General features: G+C 33.0%; 12 protein-coding genes. 6 read left to right on the top strand and 6 right to left on the bottom strand.

The window, feature by feature from the left end; all coding sequences use genetic code 11:
- Positions 1 to 78: 78 nt before the first annotated feature.
- Together BK054_RS12885 and BK054_RS12880 are read right to left on the bottom strand one after the other, a co-directional pair.
- Entirely contained in the window at positions 79 to 477 is a 399-nt protein-coding gene (locus BK054_RS12885) for a DUF3995 domain-containing protein (RefSeq protein WP_036497081.1), read from the bottom strand.
- A gap of 65 nt (positions 478 to 542) precedes the next feature.
- The gene (locus BK054_RS12880; protein WP_006265173.1) at positions 543 to 1,100 is read right to left on the bottom strand and encodes a Crp/Fnr family transcriptional regulator; all 558 of its coding nucleotides are present in this window, start codon (positions 1,098 to 1,100) and stop codon (positions 543 to 545) included.
- A 432-nt stretch (positions 1,101 to 1,532) separates the two neighbouring features.
- Between BK054_RS12880 and BK054_RS12875 the strand changes: the two genes are divergently transcribed.
- The 3 genes from BK054_RS12875 (at position 1,533) to pheT (ending at position 6,657) form a co-directional block, all read left to right on the top strand.
- On the top strand, positions 1,533 to 3,707 hold the full coding sequence (locus BK054_RS12875; RefSeq protein WP_006259072.1) for an endonuclease MutS2: 2,175 nt from the start codon (positions 1,533 to 1,535) through the stop codon (positions 3,705 to 3,707).
- The gene (locus BK054_RS12870) at positions 3,707 to 4,120 is read left to right on the top strand and encodes a thiol-disulfide oxidoreductase DCC family protein (RefSeq protein WP_006259073.1); all 414 of its coding nucleotides are present in this window, start codon (positions 3,707 to 3,709) and stop codon (positions 4,118 to 4,120) included. The genes BK054_RS12875 and BK054_RS12870 overlap by 1 nt, the downstream gene beginning before the upstream one ends.
- Positions 4,121 to 4,221: 101 nt before the next feature.
- Positions 4,222 to 6,657 (top strand): phenylalanine--tRNA ligase subunit beta, encoded by a 2,436-nt coding sequence (gene pheT, locus BK054_RS12865; protein ID WP_006261047.1) that lies wholly within the window; start codon positions 4,222 to 4,224, stop codon positions 6,655 to 6,657.
- 454 nt (positions 6,658 to 7,111) lie between these two features.
- Here the strand turns inward: pheT and BK054_RS12860 are convergent, their stop codons facing one another.
- Together BK054_RS12860 and BK054_RS12855 are read right to left on the bottom strand one after the other, a co-directional pair.
- On the bottom strand, positions 7,112 to 10,546 hold the full coding sequence (locus BK054_RS12860; protein WP_071307351.1) for a methylmalonyl-CoA mutase family protein: 3,435 nt from the start codon (positions 10,544 to 10,546) through the stop codon (positions 7,112 to 7,114).
- Positions 10,547 to 10,684: 138 nt separating this feature from the next.
- Positions 10,685 to 11,452, bottom strand: a complete 768-nt coding sequence (locus BK054_RS12855; RefSeq protein ID WP_006265171.1) for a hypothetical protein — start codon at positions 11,450 to 11,452, stop codon at positions 10,685 to 10,687.
- A gap of 513 nt (positions 11,453 to 11,965) precedes the next feature.
- Between BK054_RS12855 and BK054_RS12850 the strand changes: the two genes are divergently transcribed.
- Genes BK054_RS12850 through creD form a run of 3 tightly spaced genes read left to right on the top strand, consistent with a single transcriptional unit; the run spans position 11,966 to position 14,237 of the window.
- Entirely contained in the window at positions 11,966 to 12,589 is a 624-nt protein-coding gene (locus BK054_RS12850) for a hypothetical protein (RefSeq protein WP_006259077.1), read from the top strand.
- Between the two features lie 14 nt (positions 12,590 to 12,603).
- Complete coding sequence (locus tag BK054_RS12845) at positions 12,604 to 12,903, top strand: winged helix-turn-helix domain-containing protein (RefSeq protein WP_006259078.1); 300 nt, start codon at positions 12,604 to 12,606, stop codon at positions 12,901 to 12,903.
- Positions 12,904 to 12,953: 50 nt separating this feature from the next.
- Entirely contained in the window at positions 12,954 to 14,237 is a 1,284-nt protein-coding gene (gene creD, locus BK054_RS12840) for a cell envelope integrity protein CreD (RefSeq protein WP_006259079.1), read from the top strand.
- Between the two features lie 55 nt (positions 14,238 to 14,292).
- Here the strand turns inward: creD and BK054_RS12835 are convergent, their stop codons facing one another.
- Both BK054_RS12835 and BK054_RS12830 read right to left on the bottom strand, forming a co-directional pair.
- Positions 14,293 to 16,332: an ATP-binding protein gene (locus BK054_RS12835; protein ID WP_006265170.1), complete on the bottom strand. Its 2,040-nt coding sequence runs from the start codon at positions 16,330 to 16,332 to the stop codon at positions 14,293 to 14,295.
- 165 nt (positions 16,333 to 16,497) lie between these two features.
- Positions 16,498 to 18,516, bottom strand: a complete 2,019-nt coding sequence (locus tag BK054_RS12830) for an ATP-binding protein (protein WP_006265169.1) — start codon at positions 18,514 to 18,516, stop codon at positions 16,498 to 16,500.
- Positions 18,517 to 18,625: the final 109 nt, after the last annotated feature.

The raw sequence follows: 18,625 nt of genomic DNA, 5'->3' as shown, positions 1-18,625 counted from the left end.
GAAAACATTTCCAAAATACGTATTTTTAAATCAGAAATCAACTGATTTATATCAGTTAACACTTGTATTCACTGATTTTTAGGACATATATAAAAATATATTACTAAGTGACAAATAAAAACAAAGAGGAATGAAGATCGTCGTATCTTTTTTAGCAAATACACTGTTTTTCACTTTTTTAAATACCCCTACATAATTAAAATCTCCTATTGCTCTCAATCCAAATAGAATTCCCATAACCAAATAAACCCATTTATAGGCTGATACATCACCTAGACTAATCCCTGCAAATACAGCTAAACCACTCGCTACTACTAAAGTACCTATAGGTGAAGGATTTAATTTTCTCTCTCCATCTTTTGTAGGAAGTACTCCTACTACACCCCATGTACCACCAAGTGCCCAATAAATATGTACGGCTGATAGGAATGAGAAAATAAGGGTATTCACTATCTTAATCATTACTTCTAAACTCATTGTCATCTATTAAATATTATGACCACAAAGTTCATCCTTCCTTTTCTCGAAAACATTCACTTAAGTTAATATCCTTTTTCGTTTAATCTTTTTCGGATGCGAGACAGAGACTGAGGCCTCACCCCTATATAGCTTGCGATATACTTTTGTGGAATACATTTAAACACCTCAGGAGTACTCTCTATCAACTGTAAATAGCGTTGTTCTGGGTTTAAGAACAAGAGAAAGTCTATTCTTTTCTTTGCTTCTAAGAAAATCAACTCTGCCATTCTTCTACCTAGTAATTGTGCCTCTATAGATGTTTCATAATACGCAAAGAGATCTGACTTACGGATTAGCTCTACTTCTGTCTCCTCTGTAGCTACAATGGTTAACTGAGATGGAGCATTAGTCAGCACACCTTCATAGTTAGTAAATATATGATTAGACAGATAAAATGCAAAAGATACATCATCCCCTTCTGCATCTATATAATACATCCTCAAGCTTCCTTTGCGAACAATTCCAACATAATCACAAACTTCTCCCAATTGAAGAATTTCTTCCCCTTTTGTTAGCGTTCTATAAATTACGCTATCCTGTAAATCCTCTAATAATCTATCGACAAAATGATTACTTTGCATTTTCTTCTACGTGTATTAATGACTTATCAAATGTAAAATTTCCTTCTATAAATCAAAACAAGAATATACCCTGTTTTAATCTGCTAAAAACAACAATATTATTCTTTTCCCTAAAATGATAAATAGCTTTACTCCTCAAGTCCTTTAGCTACCACTTCACTTCTAATGAATACTTCATAAATGAATAGTACTTTCGTAGCAACTCCGTTAATTCGCCTCAAATAACGGACTCATAACGGACACAGTACGGACTCATTGCAAAGCAGTTTATATCAAATTACAATTCTAACTGCTCTAAAATAGCCTACAGAATTATAATTTATTTTAGCGCCTATTACTACACCATTCGTATAAAATTGTGTCTGTAATGAATTAAAAATCTTTAATTCACTCAAATAATGTTATTTTTGTACATATTCTCATTTTAATAAAATGACATCAATAAACAAAAAAACATTACAAGATTTAGAATTCAATACGGTATTAGAAACAGTATCAGCCCTTTGTACTACAGAGGCTGGTAAAGAAGCTGCTATGGAGATATGCCCGCTTAAAACAGAAGCAGGAACGATGAGAGCATTAAAGCAGACTTCAGAATACGTTTCTTCATTTACCAATAATAACATTATCCCGAATCACTACTTTGACAGTATAGACTACGAATTAAAATTTTTAGGCATTGAAAATAGTTTCTTAGAAGTAAGTAGCTTTAAAAAGATACAAACCCTAACAGACACTACAATTACCCTAATCTCTTATTTAAAAAAATTCGAGGAGTACTACCCTAATTTATACCATGAGGCAGAACAAACGCCTTTAGAGAAATCTATTCTTAAAGAGATAGATAATGTCTTGGATAAATATGGTGAAATCAAAGACAATGCTTCGTTAGATTTATTGAATATCCGCAAAAACATCAATATAGTTCGTGGTAAAATAAACCAAAGTTTTGGCGCAGCACTTACACAATACAACAGTTCTGGGTATCTAGACGATATCAGAGAAACGGTGGTAGAAAACAGACGTGTACTAGCAGTAATCGCTATGCATAGACGTAAAGTAAAAGGAAGTGTATTAGGAACGTCTAAAACGGGAAGTATTGTCTATATCGAACCTGAAGCTACTTTGAGATTCTCTAGAGAGTTAAACAACCTAGAGTATGAAGAACGCGAAGAAATCGTACGTATTCTAAAAAACCTAACAGATGCTATTCGCCCTTTTAGAGATCTACTTTTAGAGTATCAAAGCTTCTTAACCTATATCGACGTTACTGCTGGAAAAGCAAAGTATGCTAATAAAATCAACGGTTTACTTCCTGAGATTAGCAAAGAAAGAGAAATGTACTTTAGAGAGGCTTATCACCCTATTTTATTGTTAAACAATAGAGCGAAGAATAAGCCTACCTATCCTCAAACAATTAATCTAGAACAAAGCAGTAGAATAATCGTTATCTCTGGACCAAATGCTGGTGGTAAGAGTATCACACTAAAAACAGTAGGATTATTACAGCTAATGTTACAGTCTGGATTACTTATTCCGGTACACGAAAGAAGTAAAACATTCTTATTCGATAGAATACTGACAGATATTGGAGATAATCAGTCTATAGAGAATCACTTAAGTACTTACAGTTATAGACTTAAGAATATGAATTATTTCTTAAAGAAATGTAACGATAATACGCTATTCTTAATTGATGAGTTTGGTACAGGATCTGATCCAGAACTAGGAGGTGCACTAGCAGAAGTATTCTTAGAGGAGTTCTATGATAGAGAGGCATATGGTATTATTACCACTCACTATACCAATCTAAAAATACTAGCAGATGAATTACCGAATGCTACGAATGCCAATATGCTATTTGATGAGAAATCATTAGAACCAATGTATAAACTAAACGTTGGACAAGCAGGTAGCTCGTTTACCTTCGAAGTTGCACAGAAAAATGGTATTCCGTTTAGCTTAATTAATAGAGCCAAGAAAAAAGTAGAAGGAGATAAAGTTAGATTTGACAAGACTATCGCTAATCTACAGAAAGAAAGACATAAACTAGAACGTACTTCTCAGAACTTAAAAGAGGAAGAGACTAAGGCAAGAGATGAGAGTAAGAAAATGGAGACCATCAATGCTAAAATTCAAGAGAAACTAGAGCGTTACCAGGAATTATTTGATTCTAATCAACGTTTAGTAGCTCTAGGTCAACGCTTAGATGATTTGTCTGAAAAATACTTTAATAATAAAAGTAAGAAAACTCTTTTTGGAGAAGTTCTAAAAGTAGTAGAGATTGAAAATTCTAAACGCAAGAAGGTTACCATAAAAGAGAAGAAAGAAAAAGAAGCTCAACAAAAAGAGCTAATTAAAGAAGTGGAGCAAAAAGTAGAAGTGATTCGCAAAGAGAAGAAAGAAGAAAAGGCGAAAAAGCAACTACAAGATGCACAGAAGAAAACCAACTTCCCTCTTAAAGTGGGAGATCGCGTTCGTATGATAGATGGTCGTTCAGTGGGAACAATCGATGTAATCGAAAAAAATAAAGCAACAGTTAATTATGGTATCTTTACATCTAAAGTAAGCCTTGATCAACTAGAAATGGTAGAACGCAAAAAATAATGTTAGATATACCTCGCAATAAAAAAATTATCTTATTTGACGGTGTTTGCAATTTATGCGACAGCACCGTCAATAAGGTTATTAAAGCAGATCACCAAGATCAGTTTAGATTCGTAGCCTTAGATTCAGAAAAAGGGAAAGAGATTCTAAACTATATCGGTATCGACCGCACTAAGATAGACAGCATCGTTCTATATGAACCAGGTGTAGCCTATTTTATCAAATCAAAAGCTGCCTTTGAGATTGCTTCTGCTCTAGGAGGCAAGTACTCCCTGATCGGCATATTCTCATTCTTACCAACAGGTATCACAGATGCTCTATACGAATATATCGCTAAAAATAGATACAAATGGTATGGAAAAAAAGAAAGCTGTATGATACCAAGTGAGGATATTAAACAGAAATTTCTATAATTTCTTCACTTAACGCTAATTTGTGATTTTTTCATCACAAATAATTTTACTTAAACTTTGGCAATGCGTATATTTGCGTACTTATAAAAAAATATTCTCGAATGCATATTTCATACAATTGGTTAAAACAATTCATTAAATTAGACATAACACCAGAAGAAACTTCAGAAATCTTAACAGACTTAGGTCTTGAGGTAGAAGGAATCACTACATATGAGAGTCTTAAAGGTGGTCTAAGAGGAGTTGTTGTTGGACACGTATTATCTTGTACAAAACATCCAAATGCAGACAAATTAAACGTAACAAAAGTTGATTTAGGAACAGGTGAGCCAGTACAAATCGTATGTGGTGCGCCGAACGTTGCTGCAGGGCAAAAAGTACCGGTTGCTACTATTGGTACAGAATTGTTCGATGCAGAAGGAAATGCATTCCAAATCAAAAAAGGCAAGATTCGTGGAGAAGAAAGCTTTGGTATGATTTGCTCTGAAGTAGAACTTGGTTTAGGTACAGATGGAAGCGGTATTTTAGTTTTAGAAGATAAATGGGAGCCTGGAACACCAGCTGCTACTTTATTTAATATCGCTACAGACGAAGTTTTTGAAATCGGTCTTACTCCTAACCGCTCTGATGCTATGAGCCACTGGGGAGTAGCACGTGACTTAAGAGCTGGTCTACTACAAAATTCTAAAGAAGAAACTCAACACAAAGAATTAATCACTCCTTCTGTTAGCAAATTTAAAGTTGAAAGAAGAACACTTAAGATTGATGTTAGTGTTGAAGACTATAAAAAAGCACCTCGTTACTGTGGTGTAACAATCTCTGGTATAGAAGTAAAACCTTCTCCAGACTGGTTACAAAATAGATTAAAAGCAATCGGTATTACTCCTAAAAACAATATTGTAGACGTTACCAATTACGTTTTACACGATTTAGGACAACCATTACATGCTTTTGATGCCGCTAAAATAAAAGGTGGTAAAGTAATCGTAAAAACTGTTGCTGCAGGTACTAAGTTCGTAACTCTAGACGGAGTAGAAAGAACTCTTCACGAAGATGACTTAATGATCTGTGATGAGAATGGACCAATGTGTATGGCAGGTGTATTCGGAGGTAGCAAATCTGCTGTTTCTGAAAGCACATCAAATATTTTCTTAGAAAGTGCTTATTTTAATCCAGTTACGGTAAGAAAAGCAGCAAAAAGACATGGCCTTAATACAGACTCATCTTTCCGTTTTGAGAGAGGTGTTGACCCTGCTATTACTGAATATGCTCTTAAACATGCCGCTTTATTAATCCAACAAGTAGCTGGTGGAGAAATCACTTCTGATATTATCGACTTATACCCTAAGAAAGTAGAAGAACATTCTGTATTCTTAAACTTCAATAATATCAATAGATTATTAGGAGAAGAAATTTCTAAAGAAACAATCAAGAAAATCTTAGTATCATTAGATATTAAAGTTCACAGTATGTCTGATGTAGGTATAGGTATTACTGTTCCTGCTTATCGTGCTGATGTAACTAGAGAGATTGACGTTATAGAAGAAATCTTGAGAGTATATGGTTTTAACAACATTACTTTCTCTTCTAAATTAAATGCAACTATCGCTAATAGTTCTAGAACAGAAGATCATAGAGTAACAAATATTGTAGCTCAGCAGTTGGTAGCACAAGGGTTTAATGAGATTATGAATAACTCATTAACAACTCCTGACTACACAGAATTAAGCGAAAATATTAAATCTAATTACCAAGTAGATATCCTTAACCCACTAAGTCATGACTTATCAGTAATGAGACAGTCATTATTATTCGGAGGATTAGAGTCTATCTCTTACAACGTAAATAGAAAACGTGGTGATTTAAAATTCTTCGAGTTTGGTAAAACATACCACAAGATGCTTAACAACTTCGAAGAGTACAAACGTTTTTCTGTATTTGCTACAGGTAATATCACGAAAGCAAGCTGGAACTCTGAGCAAAAACCAATTAGCTTCTTTGACTTCAAAGGGTATATCAATGGTATTATCACTCGTTTAGGCTTAGCTAAGATAAGTACCCAACCTGTAGAATCAGATTTATTCTCAGAAGGTATTGCTTACTATATAGGAAAAGAATTAATCGTAGAGTTCGGTATTCTGAAGAAATCAGTAACCAAACACTTTGATATCAAACAAGAAGTTTGTTACGCTGAATTTAACTGGGATAATGTATTAAAAGTAGTTTCTGCTAAAATCAAAATTGCTGAAATCAATAAATTCCCTTCAGTTAAACGTGATTATGCATTATTAATCAACGAAGCAGTAACTTTCGAAGAGATCTATAACCTAGTAAAACAAGTAGATAAAGCAGTCATCAAAGACGTAACTCTATTTGACGTTTACCAAGGAGAGAAAATCGAAGATGGTAAGAAATCATACGCTATCTCTATTATCATGGAAGATGTTACAAAAACACTTACTGATAGTCAAGTAGACAAAATCATGGGTAAAGTAAAATACCAATTAGAAAATGTTTTACAAGCTCAATTGAGATAATACTAATCGTTTATAGTATATATTTAAAAACGCCCTGCTAGATCTTTAGCAGGGCGTTTTTTTGTGCATTCTAGATTCTGCATAGTTTGCAACATATACCCACATCATATATCTACAATCTACATAAAGTAGAGACGGAATATCTTCCGTATCACATAATATATGTCGTATCACTCCATTAACACTAGGTCAAAATACAATCTACATAAGGTAGAGACGGAATATCTTCCGTGTCACATAATATATGTCGTATCACTCCATTAGCACTAGGTCAAAATACAATTTACATAAGGTAGAGACGGAATATCTTCCGTGTCACATAATACAGCTTTTAGATTTGTTCTTAACTTGTGTGACACGCAAAGTACTGCGTCTATACTAGTCACCGAAAACCAAAAAAAAGCCTGTGAACATTCAGTCCACAGGCTTTATATAAATAAGCGAGAAATTAATCTTACATATTACGTCTGTACTGTCCTCCTACTTCAAATAATGCTGAAGTAATCTGACCTAACGAACAGACTTTAGAAGCATCCATTAGCGCTTCGAATATATTGCCATTTTGAATAGCTACTTCTTGAATACGCTCTAATTCTTCTTTTACTAAAGCTTCATTAGCCTTATTCAAATTCTCTTTTGTTTTGATTTGGAACAGTTTCTCCTCCTCTGTTGCACGGATAACTTCAGCAGGAACTACTGTTGGAGATCCTTTAGAACTCAAGAAAGTATTTACTCCAATAATAGGGAACGTACCATTGTGTTTTAATGTTTCATAGTACAATGACTCTTCTTGAATCTTAGAACGTTGGTACATGGTCTCCATTGCTCCTAACACTCCTCCTCTTTCTGTAATTCTATCAAATTCTGCTAATACAGCAGCCTCTACTAAATCCGTTAATTCTTCAATAATAAATGACCCTTGTATTGGATTCTCATTTTTAGCCAATCCTAGCTCTTTATTTATGATTAACTGTATTGCCATAGCTCTACGTACAGATTCTTCCGTAGGAGTCGTAATAGCCTCGTCATACGCGTTAGTGTGAAGTGAATTACAGTTGTCATAGATAGCATACAATGCTTGAAGTGTAGTACGAATATCATTAAAGTCAATCTCTTGTGCGTGTAATGAACGCCCTGAAGTCTGAATATGATATTTAAGCATCTGTGCACGTTCATTAGCACCATACTTATTTTTCAGTGCTTTTGCCCAAATACGACGCGCTACACGACCAATTACTGCATACTCAGGATCAATACCATTCGAGAAGAAGAACGATAAGTTTGGCCCGAAGTCATTAATATCCATTCCTCTACTTAAATAATATTCTACATAAGTAAATCCATTCGCTAATGTAAATGCCAACTGTGTAATAGGGTTTGCCCCTGCTTCCGCAATGTGGTATCCTGAGATAGACACAGAATAGAAGTTACGCACATTCTTCTCAATGAAGTACTCTTGTACATCTCCCATTAAACGAAGTGCAAACTCTGTAGAGAAGATACAAGTATTCTGAGCTTGATCTTCTTTTAAGATATCCGCTTGTACCGTACCACGAACTTGTGATAACGTATTCTTTTTAATCTCAGCGTACACCTCTTTTGGCAACACTTGATCCCCTGTTACTCCTAAAAGCATCAATCCTAGACCGTCGTTCCCCTCTGGTAATTCACCATTATAACGAGGTCTCTCCACACCTTTTGCTTTATAAATAGCTTCAATCTTTGCTTCAACTTCAGCTACTAAGTCATTGTCTTTGATATAGATTTCACACTGTTGATCAATAGCAGCATTCATAAAGAATCCTAATAGCATAGGCGCTGGCCCGTTAATAGTCATCGATACTGATGTCAAAGCATGTGCTAGGTTAAACCCTGAATACAACTTCTTCGCATCATCCAAACAACAGATAGAAACCCCAGCATTACCAATCTTACCATAAATATCAGGGCGATGTCCTGGATCATTACCATATAAAGTCACAGAGTCAAACGCAGTAGATAGACGCTTAGCTGGCATACCTAATGACACATAGTGAAAACGTCTATTGGTACGCTCTGGTCCTCCTTCTCCCGCAAACATACGTGTAGGATCTTCTCCTTCACGCTTAAACGGATAAAGTCCTGAAGTAAACGGAAATTCTCCTGGTACATTCTCTTGTAATGACCAACGCAAGATATCTCCCCAAGCTTCATACTTAGGTAGTGCAATCTTAGGAATCTGTAAATGTGATAAACTTTCTGAATGCGTAGCTATCTTGATTTCCTTATCACGTACTTTGAATGAGTACACTGGGTTTTTATACTTGTTCACCTTCTGATCCCATGTTAGAATCACTTCCCAATTATAAGGGTCTAAGTTCATCTTCACCTTGTCAAACTCCTTTAATAGAAGGTTGATGAACAATTGTGTATCAGCATCTTTAGAAGCTATTGTTTCTTCTACGATTCCTGACTTATCTATTTCTGGCAATTTACCAGCTACTGTTTCTATTGTTTTGAAAATACCGTATAGCTTCTGAGCTACCTCTTTTTGAGTTAATACCGTCTCATCATATTTACGGTTGTTCTCCGCTATCTCAGATAAGTAACGTGTACGGTTAGGAGGTATCACGAATACTTTCTCACTCATCTCCTTAGTGATTTCGAAACTAGACGTTAAGTCTGCTCCTGTCTTCTCTACCACTTTATCCATAATCGCTTTATACAAAGCATTGGTACCAGGATCGTTAAACTGAGAAGCAATCGTACCAAATACAGGCATTTCGTCTGGGTTTACATCCCATAAGTTATGGTTGCGTTGGTATTGTTTCTTTACATCTCTAATTGCATCTAATGCTCCACGCTTATCAAATTTATTGATTGCAACGATATCAGCGAAATCAAGCATATCAATCTTTTCTAACTGAGTAGCCGCTCCGAACTCTGGAGTCATAATGTATAAAGAAGCATCTGAGTGGTCTAAAATCTCCGTGTCTGACTGACCAATTCCCGATGTTTCAAGAATAATTAAATCATAATTGGCAACCTGAAGTACTTGAAGTGTTTCTTCAACATAACGAGATAACGCTAAGTTAGACTGACGAGTAGCCAGAGAACGCATAAACACACGAGGATTATTAATCGAGTTCATACGAATACGATCTCCTAATAAAGCTCCTCCTGTCTTACGCTTAGAAGGGTCAACAGAGACTAGTGCTACTGTTTTTTCAGGGAAGTCAATCAAGAAACGGCGAACTAACTCATCTACCATAGATGACTTACCTGCTCCTCCCGTTCCTGTAATACCTAATATAGGTGTATTCTTATGTTTCTTTTCGTCGTATTGGAATACATTAAGGAAATCTTCTTCTCTATTTTCAGCTAACGAAATTAAACGAGCAATCGTAGTAACATCTTTATCTGCCAAAGATTGATATACATCTTTTCCCTCTGGTAATTGTAAGTCCATTGTAGGATAGTCAGCCTTCCCTACCATATCGTTAATCATCCCTTGTAATCCCATCGCTCGTCCATCATCTGGAGAATATAAGCGTGTGATACCATAATCCATTAACTCCTTTATCTCACTAGGAAGAATTACTCCTCCTCCTCCTCCAACGATTCGGATATGTCCTGCTCCTTTTTCTTGTAGCAGGTCGTACATATATTTAAAATACTCGTTATGACCTCCTTGATATGAAGTCATTGCAATCGCATTAGCATCTTCTTGGATAGCTGTATTCACTACCTCTTCAACGCTCTTATCATGTCCTAAGTGAATAACCTCACATCCCGTCGATTGAATGATACGACGCATAATATTAATCGCCGCATCATGGCCATCAAATAAAGCCGCCGCAGTAACTATACGCACCTTGTTAGTAGGCGTATAGGGTGTATTTTGTTGCATAATTTTTTAGTTTTTGTAGAATGCCAATATAATAAATATTCGCTAATTTCACTACTCCACTCAAAAGATTTGAGTTACTTATGCTTAAATCAACAACACATAATTCTCCCCTATACCCCGTTATACAATCCTGCAGAGTTAATCTAATTCATATCTCATCCATACATTAGGTTCTATATATTCACCTTTATCCATTTCTAAATCTATCTGAATAGGATTAAGCAATACAGGTAAGATGTATTCACCAGAGCTTCTGAACTTCATATTAGCCCATTGCTCCCACTCGGCAATACTTCCTTCAACAACCATAGAACGCTGACAAATCTTCACGATATGAGCTCCTCCTTTTATATGTGTACGTATCCATGCATCATAAGGCAAACCTTCTTCATTCTCCCACTGAATATAATCATCCATTGAAATCAAAGGAAAATTTGTCTTTAAGTTAGGTCTAATGGGCAATATAAAAGCATTCATCTCTGTAGACAAAGCAATGCTTTTCATATATTGAATTAGCTTATGACTAATGCCTTTACCTTGATAATTCTTATTGAGCCCAATCTGCAATGCGCAAAGTGTATTTGGGATTAATCCTTTCTCATGATCTTTAACAGCCTTTTCCAAAGCCCAATCCCATCCTCCTTCAGGTAAGTCAGCTAATTCTTCTGCAGTAAGATGAAGTGGAATACAATTTCCATTACCAACAACTACATTTCCTTCTAAAAGATAAAACTGATAATCAGCGAACAACTCATATATACTATCCCAATATGTTAGATTCACTGTATCTGCTAATACATAAGCAGGCCAAACATTAAACTGATCTACTTGATGATTATAGTCTATGTTCTGCTCTGCTGTCAAAGCTTTAGCTGTGGAGAAAGTATAGGAAGTAATCTGTGTCATAATTCATTATTTAATTGACTGCAAGTAACAAATTTACGCTTTATGATTCTTTCATTTAAACGTAAACTGACATAAAATACAGCTCAAACGCCTACCTAGATACAGAACAACTTCTAAAAAGCATCAATATCACTGCTTTTAGAAACATTAGTACAGTAATAGTATATGGATTACAATTTTATCGCATAGCGGTCGCATAAAAAACCATCAAAAATATGCGAGCAGTATGCCATCACTATGCGATAACTATGCGAACACTGCCTATTTTTTCAAAATTAGATTTATCTTCATTGCTTTGATTTTTTGAGTTAAAGCTATTTATTACACCTAATCTACTTATCAAAACAAGCAAATTTACATAGTATTTAAATAATTTTTGAACTAGCTATAAGTACTCGTTTAAGATTATAATGGAGCGTATTAGTATAGATTTATAACCATTAAAATAAATATTCACTTTTTTGTTGCACATATCATTATTTTATTAACTTTGTATTTCAAAGTACTTTTACTATGACAAATAAAGCTATTGAAGATTTAAATCAAATCAAGTCGATAATGGAGCGCTCTACTAAGTTTTTAAGCCTTAGTGGTTGGAGCGGTATATGGGTAGGTTTATGTGGGCTTATTGCTGCAAGTGTTTTATACTATTGGCAGACAAGCTCTACGTACTCTTATGAAAATCTAACACTAGAAGATCCGTACCAAACTGCTTATACTGCAGAAATGCTATTAGTGCTAGCTATCGCTACCTTTGTCATTGCTGTGGTAGGTGGATTTTTCTTTACAATACGCAAAACACGCAAACAAGGGAAATCGTTTTTAAATCAAGTCACTAAGCGCTTATTAGTACGCTTCTCTATTCCGCTAATAATAGCCGGAATTCTTTGCTTAATATTACATAAGTATCATTTGCTACAATTTGCTTTACCTACTACACTATTATTCTATGGGTTAGCACTATTTAGCGTCCAAGAAGACACTGTCAAAGAAGTAAAAGCAATCGCTGCACTAGAGATAGTCCTAGGTTTACTAGCGTTCTATTTCTTAGATTACACACTTTTACTATGGGCAATAGGGTTCGGTTTAGTACATTTGCTTTACGGGATTATTTTATGGAATAAGTACGATAAATAAATTATAACACAAATATGAAATTCGATTTAGAAAAATTAAACAAAGTCTTTGACAATCGTATCCGCGTAGGTATTATGAGTGGATTAATGGTCAATGACTCCCTATCGTTTAAAGATCTAAAAGAATATCTAGACCTAACAGATGGAAACCTTGCCTCTCATTTAAAGAACCTAGAAGAAAGTAATTATATAACGGTTACAAAAGGATTTGTTGGAAGAAAAACAAATACTACTTATACAGTGACTGAAGAAGGTAAGCTTGCCTTTAAACAACACCTAGCCTATTTAGAAAATTTAATTAAAAAGCTTAAATAATTTTTTTACCCATCAACTTTGAAAAACAAAGTACTTTTAACTCTAATAAAATGAAAAAAGAAAATTACAAACCAATGATCAAAGGAGTTATAATCAGTGTATTATCTCTTATGTTACTTATCACACTACCTTTTATCAGTAGTCTAATCTCCGAACGTGAAAGCTTTCAGAGTGAAGTAACGACTGAAGTAACCTCTAAATGGGGACAAAAACAAACCATATACGGTCCTTTTGTCCTTGTAGAATACTATACTAATCATCTTACTGAGGATGGAAAAGTAATGAAACAATTAAACAGTTATTTACAAACTCCTATCAAACAAGATTTTACAGGTGATATAAAAACACAAATTAAAAAAAGAAGCTTATATGAAGTAGCACTTTATAACACTAACTTAAATGTAAAAGCTAGCTTCCCTACGCTAGATGAATTAGCCTCTACGTTAAATCTAGCAGATAAGGAAGCATTTACAAATGCGAAGATTGTCTTCTCTGTATCAGATAGTAAAGGTTTCACTCAAGAGATTCTTATCAATAAAAACCCTCAACAATACTTTGAGCAGGATAGATCTCTAAGGATCAATTCTAGTATTGCTTTCTTAAGTTACGATATCAATAAAGAGGATATAGATTTGAGTAATATTAATTTTCCTATTCAGTTAAAGGGTTCTACAGAGATTAACTTTCTAGCAACTGCTAAACAGACTAATGTCAATGTCACTTCTGACTATAAGGATATCAAATATATTGGAAACTATCTACCTGATAACGATGAAAAACAAAGCGTAAACGAGCATTCAAAATGGACAATTTTTCAATCTATACCAATCAGCTCTGATCTAAATACAATTACCCAGTTGACAGATTATAGTTTTGGAATGAAATTTCTACAAATGAATGACTTTTATAGCAAAGTAAACCGAGCTACTAAGTATGCTTTACTATTTATAGGCTTAACCTTCGCTACCTTCTTTTTTATGGAGAATATAAAAAACCTAAGCATCAATATATTACACTACACATTAGTGGGGTTAGCTTTATGTATCAATTTCGTCTTACTCCTATCCTTTGCAGAATATATAGGCTTTAGTTATGCTTATATTATTTCAGCATCAGCGACTATAATTTTGATTACATCATTTATCTTTGGATTGAGCAAAAACAAGCGTATTGCAGCAACTATATTTGGATTATTATTTGTGTTATATGCATTTCTATTCTTCCTATTACAATTAAAAGAAGCTGCACTTATTGTCGGTAGTATTGGATTATTCACCATCATCGCCATACTAATGTACTTTTCTAAAAGAATAAACTTCACTAGTGAAGAATAATAAATGAGAGAGGTCGCTATTAAGCGACCTCTCTCATTTATCTAATACCTAGATTCTAGCACTCTACTGACTCGTTTAAATCAATAGTAAAAGAAATACTAGTTCCTTTACCTTCTGTACTTGAAATATTAATCTTACTATTCATCAATTGGGTTCTTGCTTTTATATTAGTAAATCCAAGCCCTCTCTTTACTATATCTGTATCAAAACCTACTCCATTATCTTTAATAATTACCTCAAATCTCGTTTCTTCTCTTAACAGTATAGATACTTGACATTCTGTTGCCTTAGCATGTTTCTGTACATTCTGTAAACACTCTTGTATAATTCTATAAATATGAACTTTAAACTTAATACTTAACCTACTAAAGCAAATATCATTAGACATAAATAATATAAACTTAGTTACTTGATTTCTATTCTGAATCCCTACTAGATCCCTAATTAGTTCATTGAACTCTTTATTTTTAAAATCCTCTTCATGTCCTAATACATGAGAAACATCTCTTATATATTGTTCTACCTCTTTTACTTCATTAATAAGGGAATCTTTATGTGTCTCTACAGACTCTTTACTTACCTGCATTAATAAAAAACGAGTGACAAATAGCTTATTTAAAACACCGTCATGTAGTTCTTTTGCTATTTCTTTACGCTCTATATTACGGGCTTCGGCTAATTCATTTTGTACATTGATAATCGAGTCATAGTACTTCTCTGTGTCTTTCTGAAACAACTTGACTAAAGAAACCTCTTTTGCTTTTTGCCTAAACAAAATAACAAAGAAAATAGTTATAGCAATTACAAGTAAAGCACTAGAAACCATCGTAATAACATTCTTCTGATTTTGTAATTGCTCATTTGCTCTTTCTAGAGAATCCGCTTCAAAACTAAGTCTTGCAAAAGTATTCTTGATCACATTATTCTCATCGAGTATAAGTTTATTCAACTCCTCGTATCTCACAAAATTGGTATTATATTGCTCTTTTTTGTATTTTAATAAAACAGTAAGAGTTTCTTTTTCTAATCCTAGATTATTATTTTGATGAGCATATTCTAATACCTCGTTTACAAGTTGATTTCCTTGTTCTTCTTTTTTAATTAGATAGAAATACTCTGCTAAAAGAATTTTATACGAATTATAATCCTGAAGATTCTTGTTTTTCAATTGTATATCGATTGCTCTAACAAGATTCTTTTCTACATCATCATAGTGTTTACTCTTAATATCGGCTTGAGTTAAGTTATATAACAAATGTGCCAACATCATCTCATCATATATAGTACTTTCATTGATATATTTATCAATAACATTATGTATTAAATTTTGGGCTTTTTTATACTCGCCTTGCTTAATATAAACCTCTGCTATATTATAGTAAATCGTAATTTTGTTCAACCTAATTGCATCAGGTAAAAAAAACTTTACAATTTCAGGGTTATCTAAAAGTTTTAAAGATAATTCTAATTGCTTTAAAGCTTCTGGCAATTGTTCTAAACCTACTAAAGCATTAGCCATTATAATAGATTCTGAATATTTAATACGAGCATCTTTATGCTCTTTATTAACATTCATCGCTTTAAGAATCTGTGATTGTCCTTCAGTAAAGATTTTATTATTTAAAAGAATAATAGCTTTATGAGAATACACTTCTTGCAAGTTTACAGAATCCTGAATAGACTTAAACAAAAACTCAGCTTTAGTGTAATTATAATAAGTACTATCTATTTGAAAACTCTGAGCATAACGTTTACCACGTAAGAAATAAGCTTGCGCTTCATTTTTCTTGTCATCTGCTTTTCTAGACCTTTTAAAGAGTTCTTCTATATACTGCTTATCTGCATTAGTTAGTAATATATATTTTCGCAAAGCATTTCTGCTCTGCTCAGTATTCCTTAGGTTTAATATAACATTACCTAAAGAGTCTGCAGCAGCCTTATCTTTATCAGTAGGATTAAATCTGTTATAACTCTTTATAAATGCGTTTATTTCTTCTAACTTTAAGTCTTCTTTATTGGTTTCAGTCTGTGTACAATGAATCATCGACATAGAAATACACAAGACTGCAAAATATAAGACTCTTAGTTTAAACATTTTAAATACAAGACACTATAACTTATTAAAAAAAGCATACAAAGATAGAGAACTATTAATATGTAATCTAGTAAAAGTAAAAAGTATATAATTAACTATTAATTACCGAATACATAATACTATTTACAACGAAATACACATACTTTATTTAATTTCTCTGTATTTCTAGAAATAAATTATGAAGAGAATTTTCGTTCCACTACCTTTCTTACTAATCACAAATAATTTCCCCTCTATAATCTCTATTCGTTCCTTAACATTCGGTAGTCCATATCCACCTTTTATAGACCTAGTATCAAAACCAGTCCCATTATCCGTAATCGCTATTTCAAAACTTACAGGAGTTTTAAGCTTAATATCAACGACACACTTACTCGCATTAGAATGTAAAGCTACATTTAACAAAACCTCTTGTATCGAACGATAAATATTTATTCTTTTTCTATGATCTAGACATTCTAGATCTAATTTAGCATCTATTAGTATACTAAAATCAATATTTGACTGTCTTTTCTGTACTAAGACAAGTTCTTGTAATAACTGTTGAAATCCCTGTACCTTCCCTCCTTCTTCATTAACAAGACTATGAGATATATTCCTTATATAATCCTCTACTTCAACAACTTCATTTACCAAAACATCCTTATGATTATCAATTTCTTCTTTCTTTAATTGCATTAATGTAAATCGAGTTGCAAATAACCTATTAACTACCCCATCGTTTAATTCTTTCGCAATTATTTTACGTTCTCTATCTTTTGCTACAGCCAAATACTTCTGAACATTTATAATTGAATTATAATACTGTTCAGTATCTTGTTGAAACATCTTGATTAACCCTATTTTTTTTATCTTTAAATGATATATATAAGCTAATAAAATAATAGTAACAATCACAAATAAGCTAATAGTAATTGTACTTAATAATCTATTTCGCTCTAGTAATGTTTTATTCAATTCATTCAAAGAGTCTGCCTCTTGTTTTATTCTTATAAAGCTATTTTGAATTAAATTTCCTTCTCCTTTAAATCTCTTACTTATTTCAACATATTCAATAAAAAACTGGTCTGATCTATCAGAATCATAGGATATTAATAATTCTAATGCCTTCAATTGATTTTCAAAATCTCCCACACTACGGACTTCTTCTAATATTCTTTCAACTAAAGGGAAGCCTAAATTCAGTTGCCCTGTTACAAAATAATATTCTGCCAAAACTAATTCAGCTTTATGGATAATTATTCGGTTCTTATTCCTTTTTCCTATTTCTATTATCTCGTTTAATAAAGCATGTATCCCTTTGTAATCATTTGTTTTTAATTTAGCAGAAGCTAAACTAATAGCTAAATATGCGTAGTATCTTTCACTAGTTACATCATTAAAATTTATATACTTAGCTATACCTTCTAATAGTAGTTCTTTAGCCTTGAGGTACTTTTCTTGTTTTATATACACCTTTGCTACATTATCAACTAAATAAGTTTTGCTAAGATTAATATACGCTTCTGATTCCTCTGATAATATTGTTTTATCTGAAAGTAATTCGAACGCTTGGTTATAATAGTGTAAAGCATCCTCATACATACCTAATCCACTAAAAACATCTCCAATTGTAAAATACTGTTGATGACGTCTTCGAATAGATATTTCTTTGGTATTATAGCGAATAGATTTTAGAATTTGTTTTTCTGCCTCTGAATAGACACCATTTTTATTAAGTACATAGGCCTTTATATAATAAGTGTAACTAATATTTAAGGAATCCTTTTTTATGAGATATAGTTTTTCAGCTTGATTATAATAATAGTAAGCACTATCAAATACAAGATTACTCAAATAATACTGACCTGTCAATAAATAAGCATTTGCTATATCTATACTATCACGATCTTCAACTGCATAGTCATATAACCGATCACAATACTTTTTATGAGCTTTAGTTTTGTTTATATAATCCTTTATTATCTCTCTATTACCACGGGAATTAGGCAATAACAAAACAAGTTTTCCTATAGAATCAGCTTGTTTTAGCATTAAGTCATTTACCGCATCAGTATTATAGTTTTTTAGAAACTCCTTTATAGAATGATTTATAATATCATTCCTTTTTGAATTATCACAACCATATATAGCAAATACTAATACCCAGAAAGGAAGAATTAGGTAAAGAGATTTAGAAGTCATTTTTAAGCATCTGCATATTAAACATTTATTCAGATAATAATAATTATATAACTAAAAGGACAAAGTATGTAAATATAATAGTTATATACATTCTTTGCCTTTATAACTA

The sequence above is a fragment of the Myroides sp. ZB35 genome (assembly GCF_001865835.1).
GTDB lineage: Bacteria > Bacteroidota > Bacteroidia > Flavobacteriales > Flavobacteriaceae > Flavobacterium > Flavobacterium odoratimimum.
This window is presented reverse-complemented; position numbering and strand designations above follow the sequence as displayed.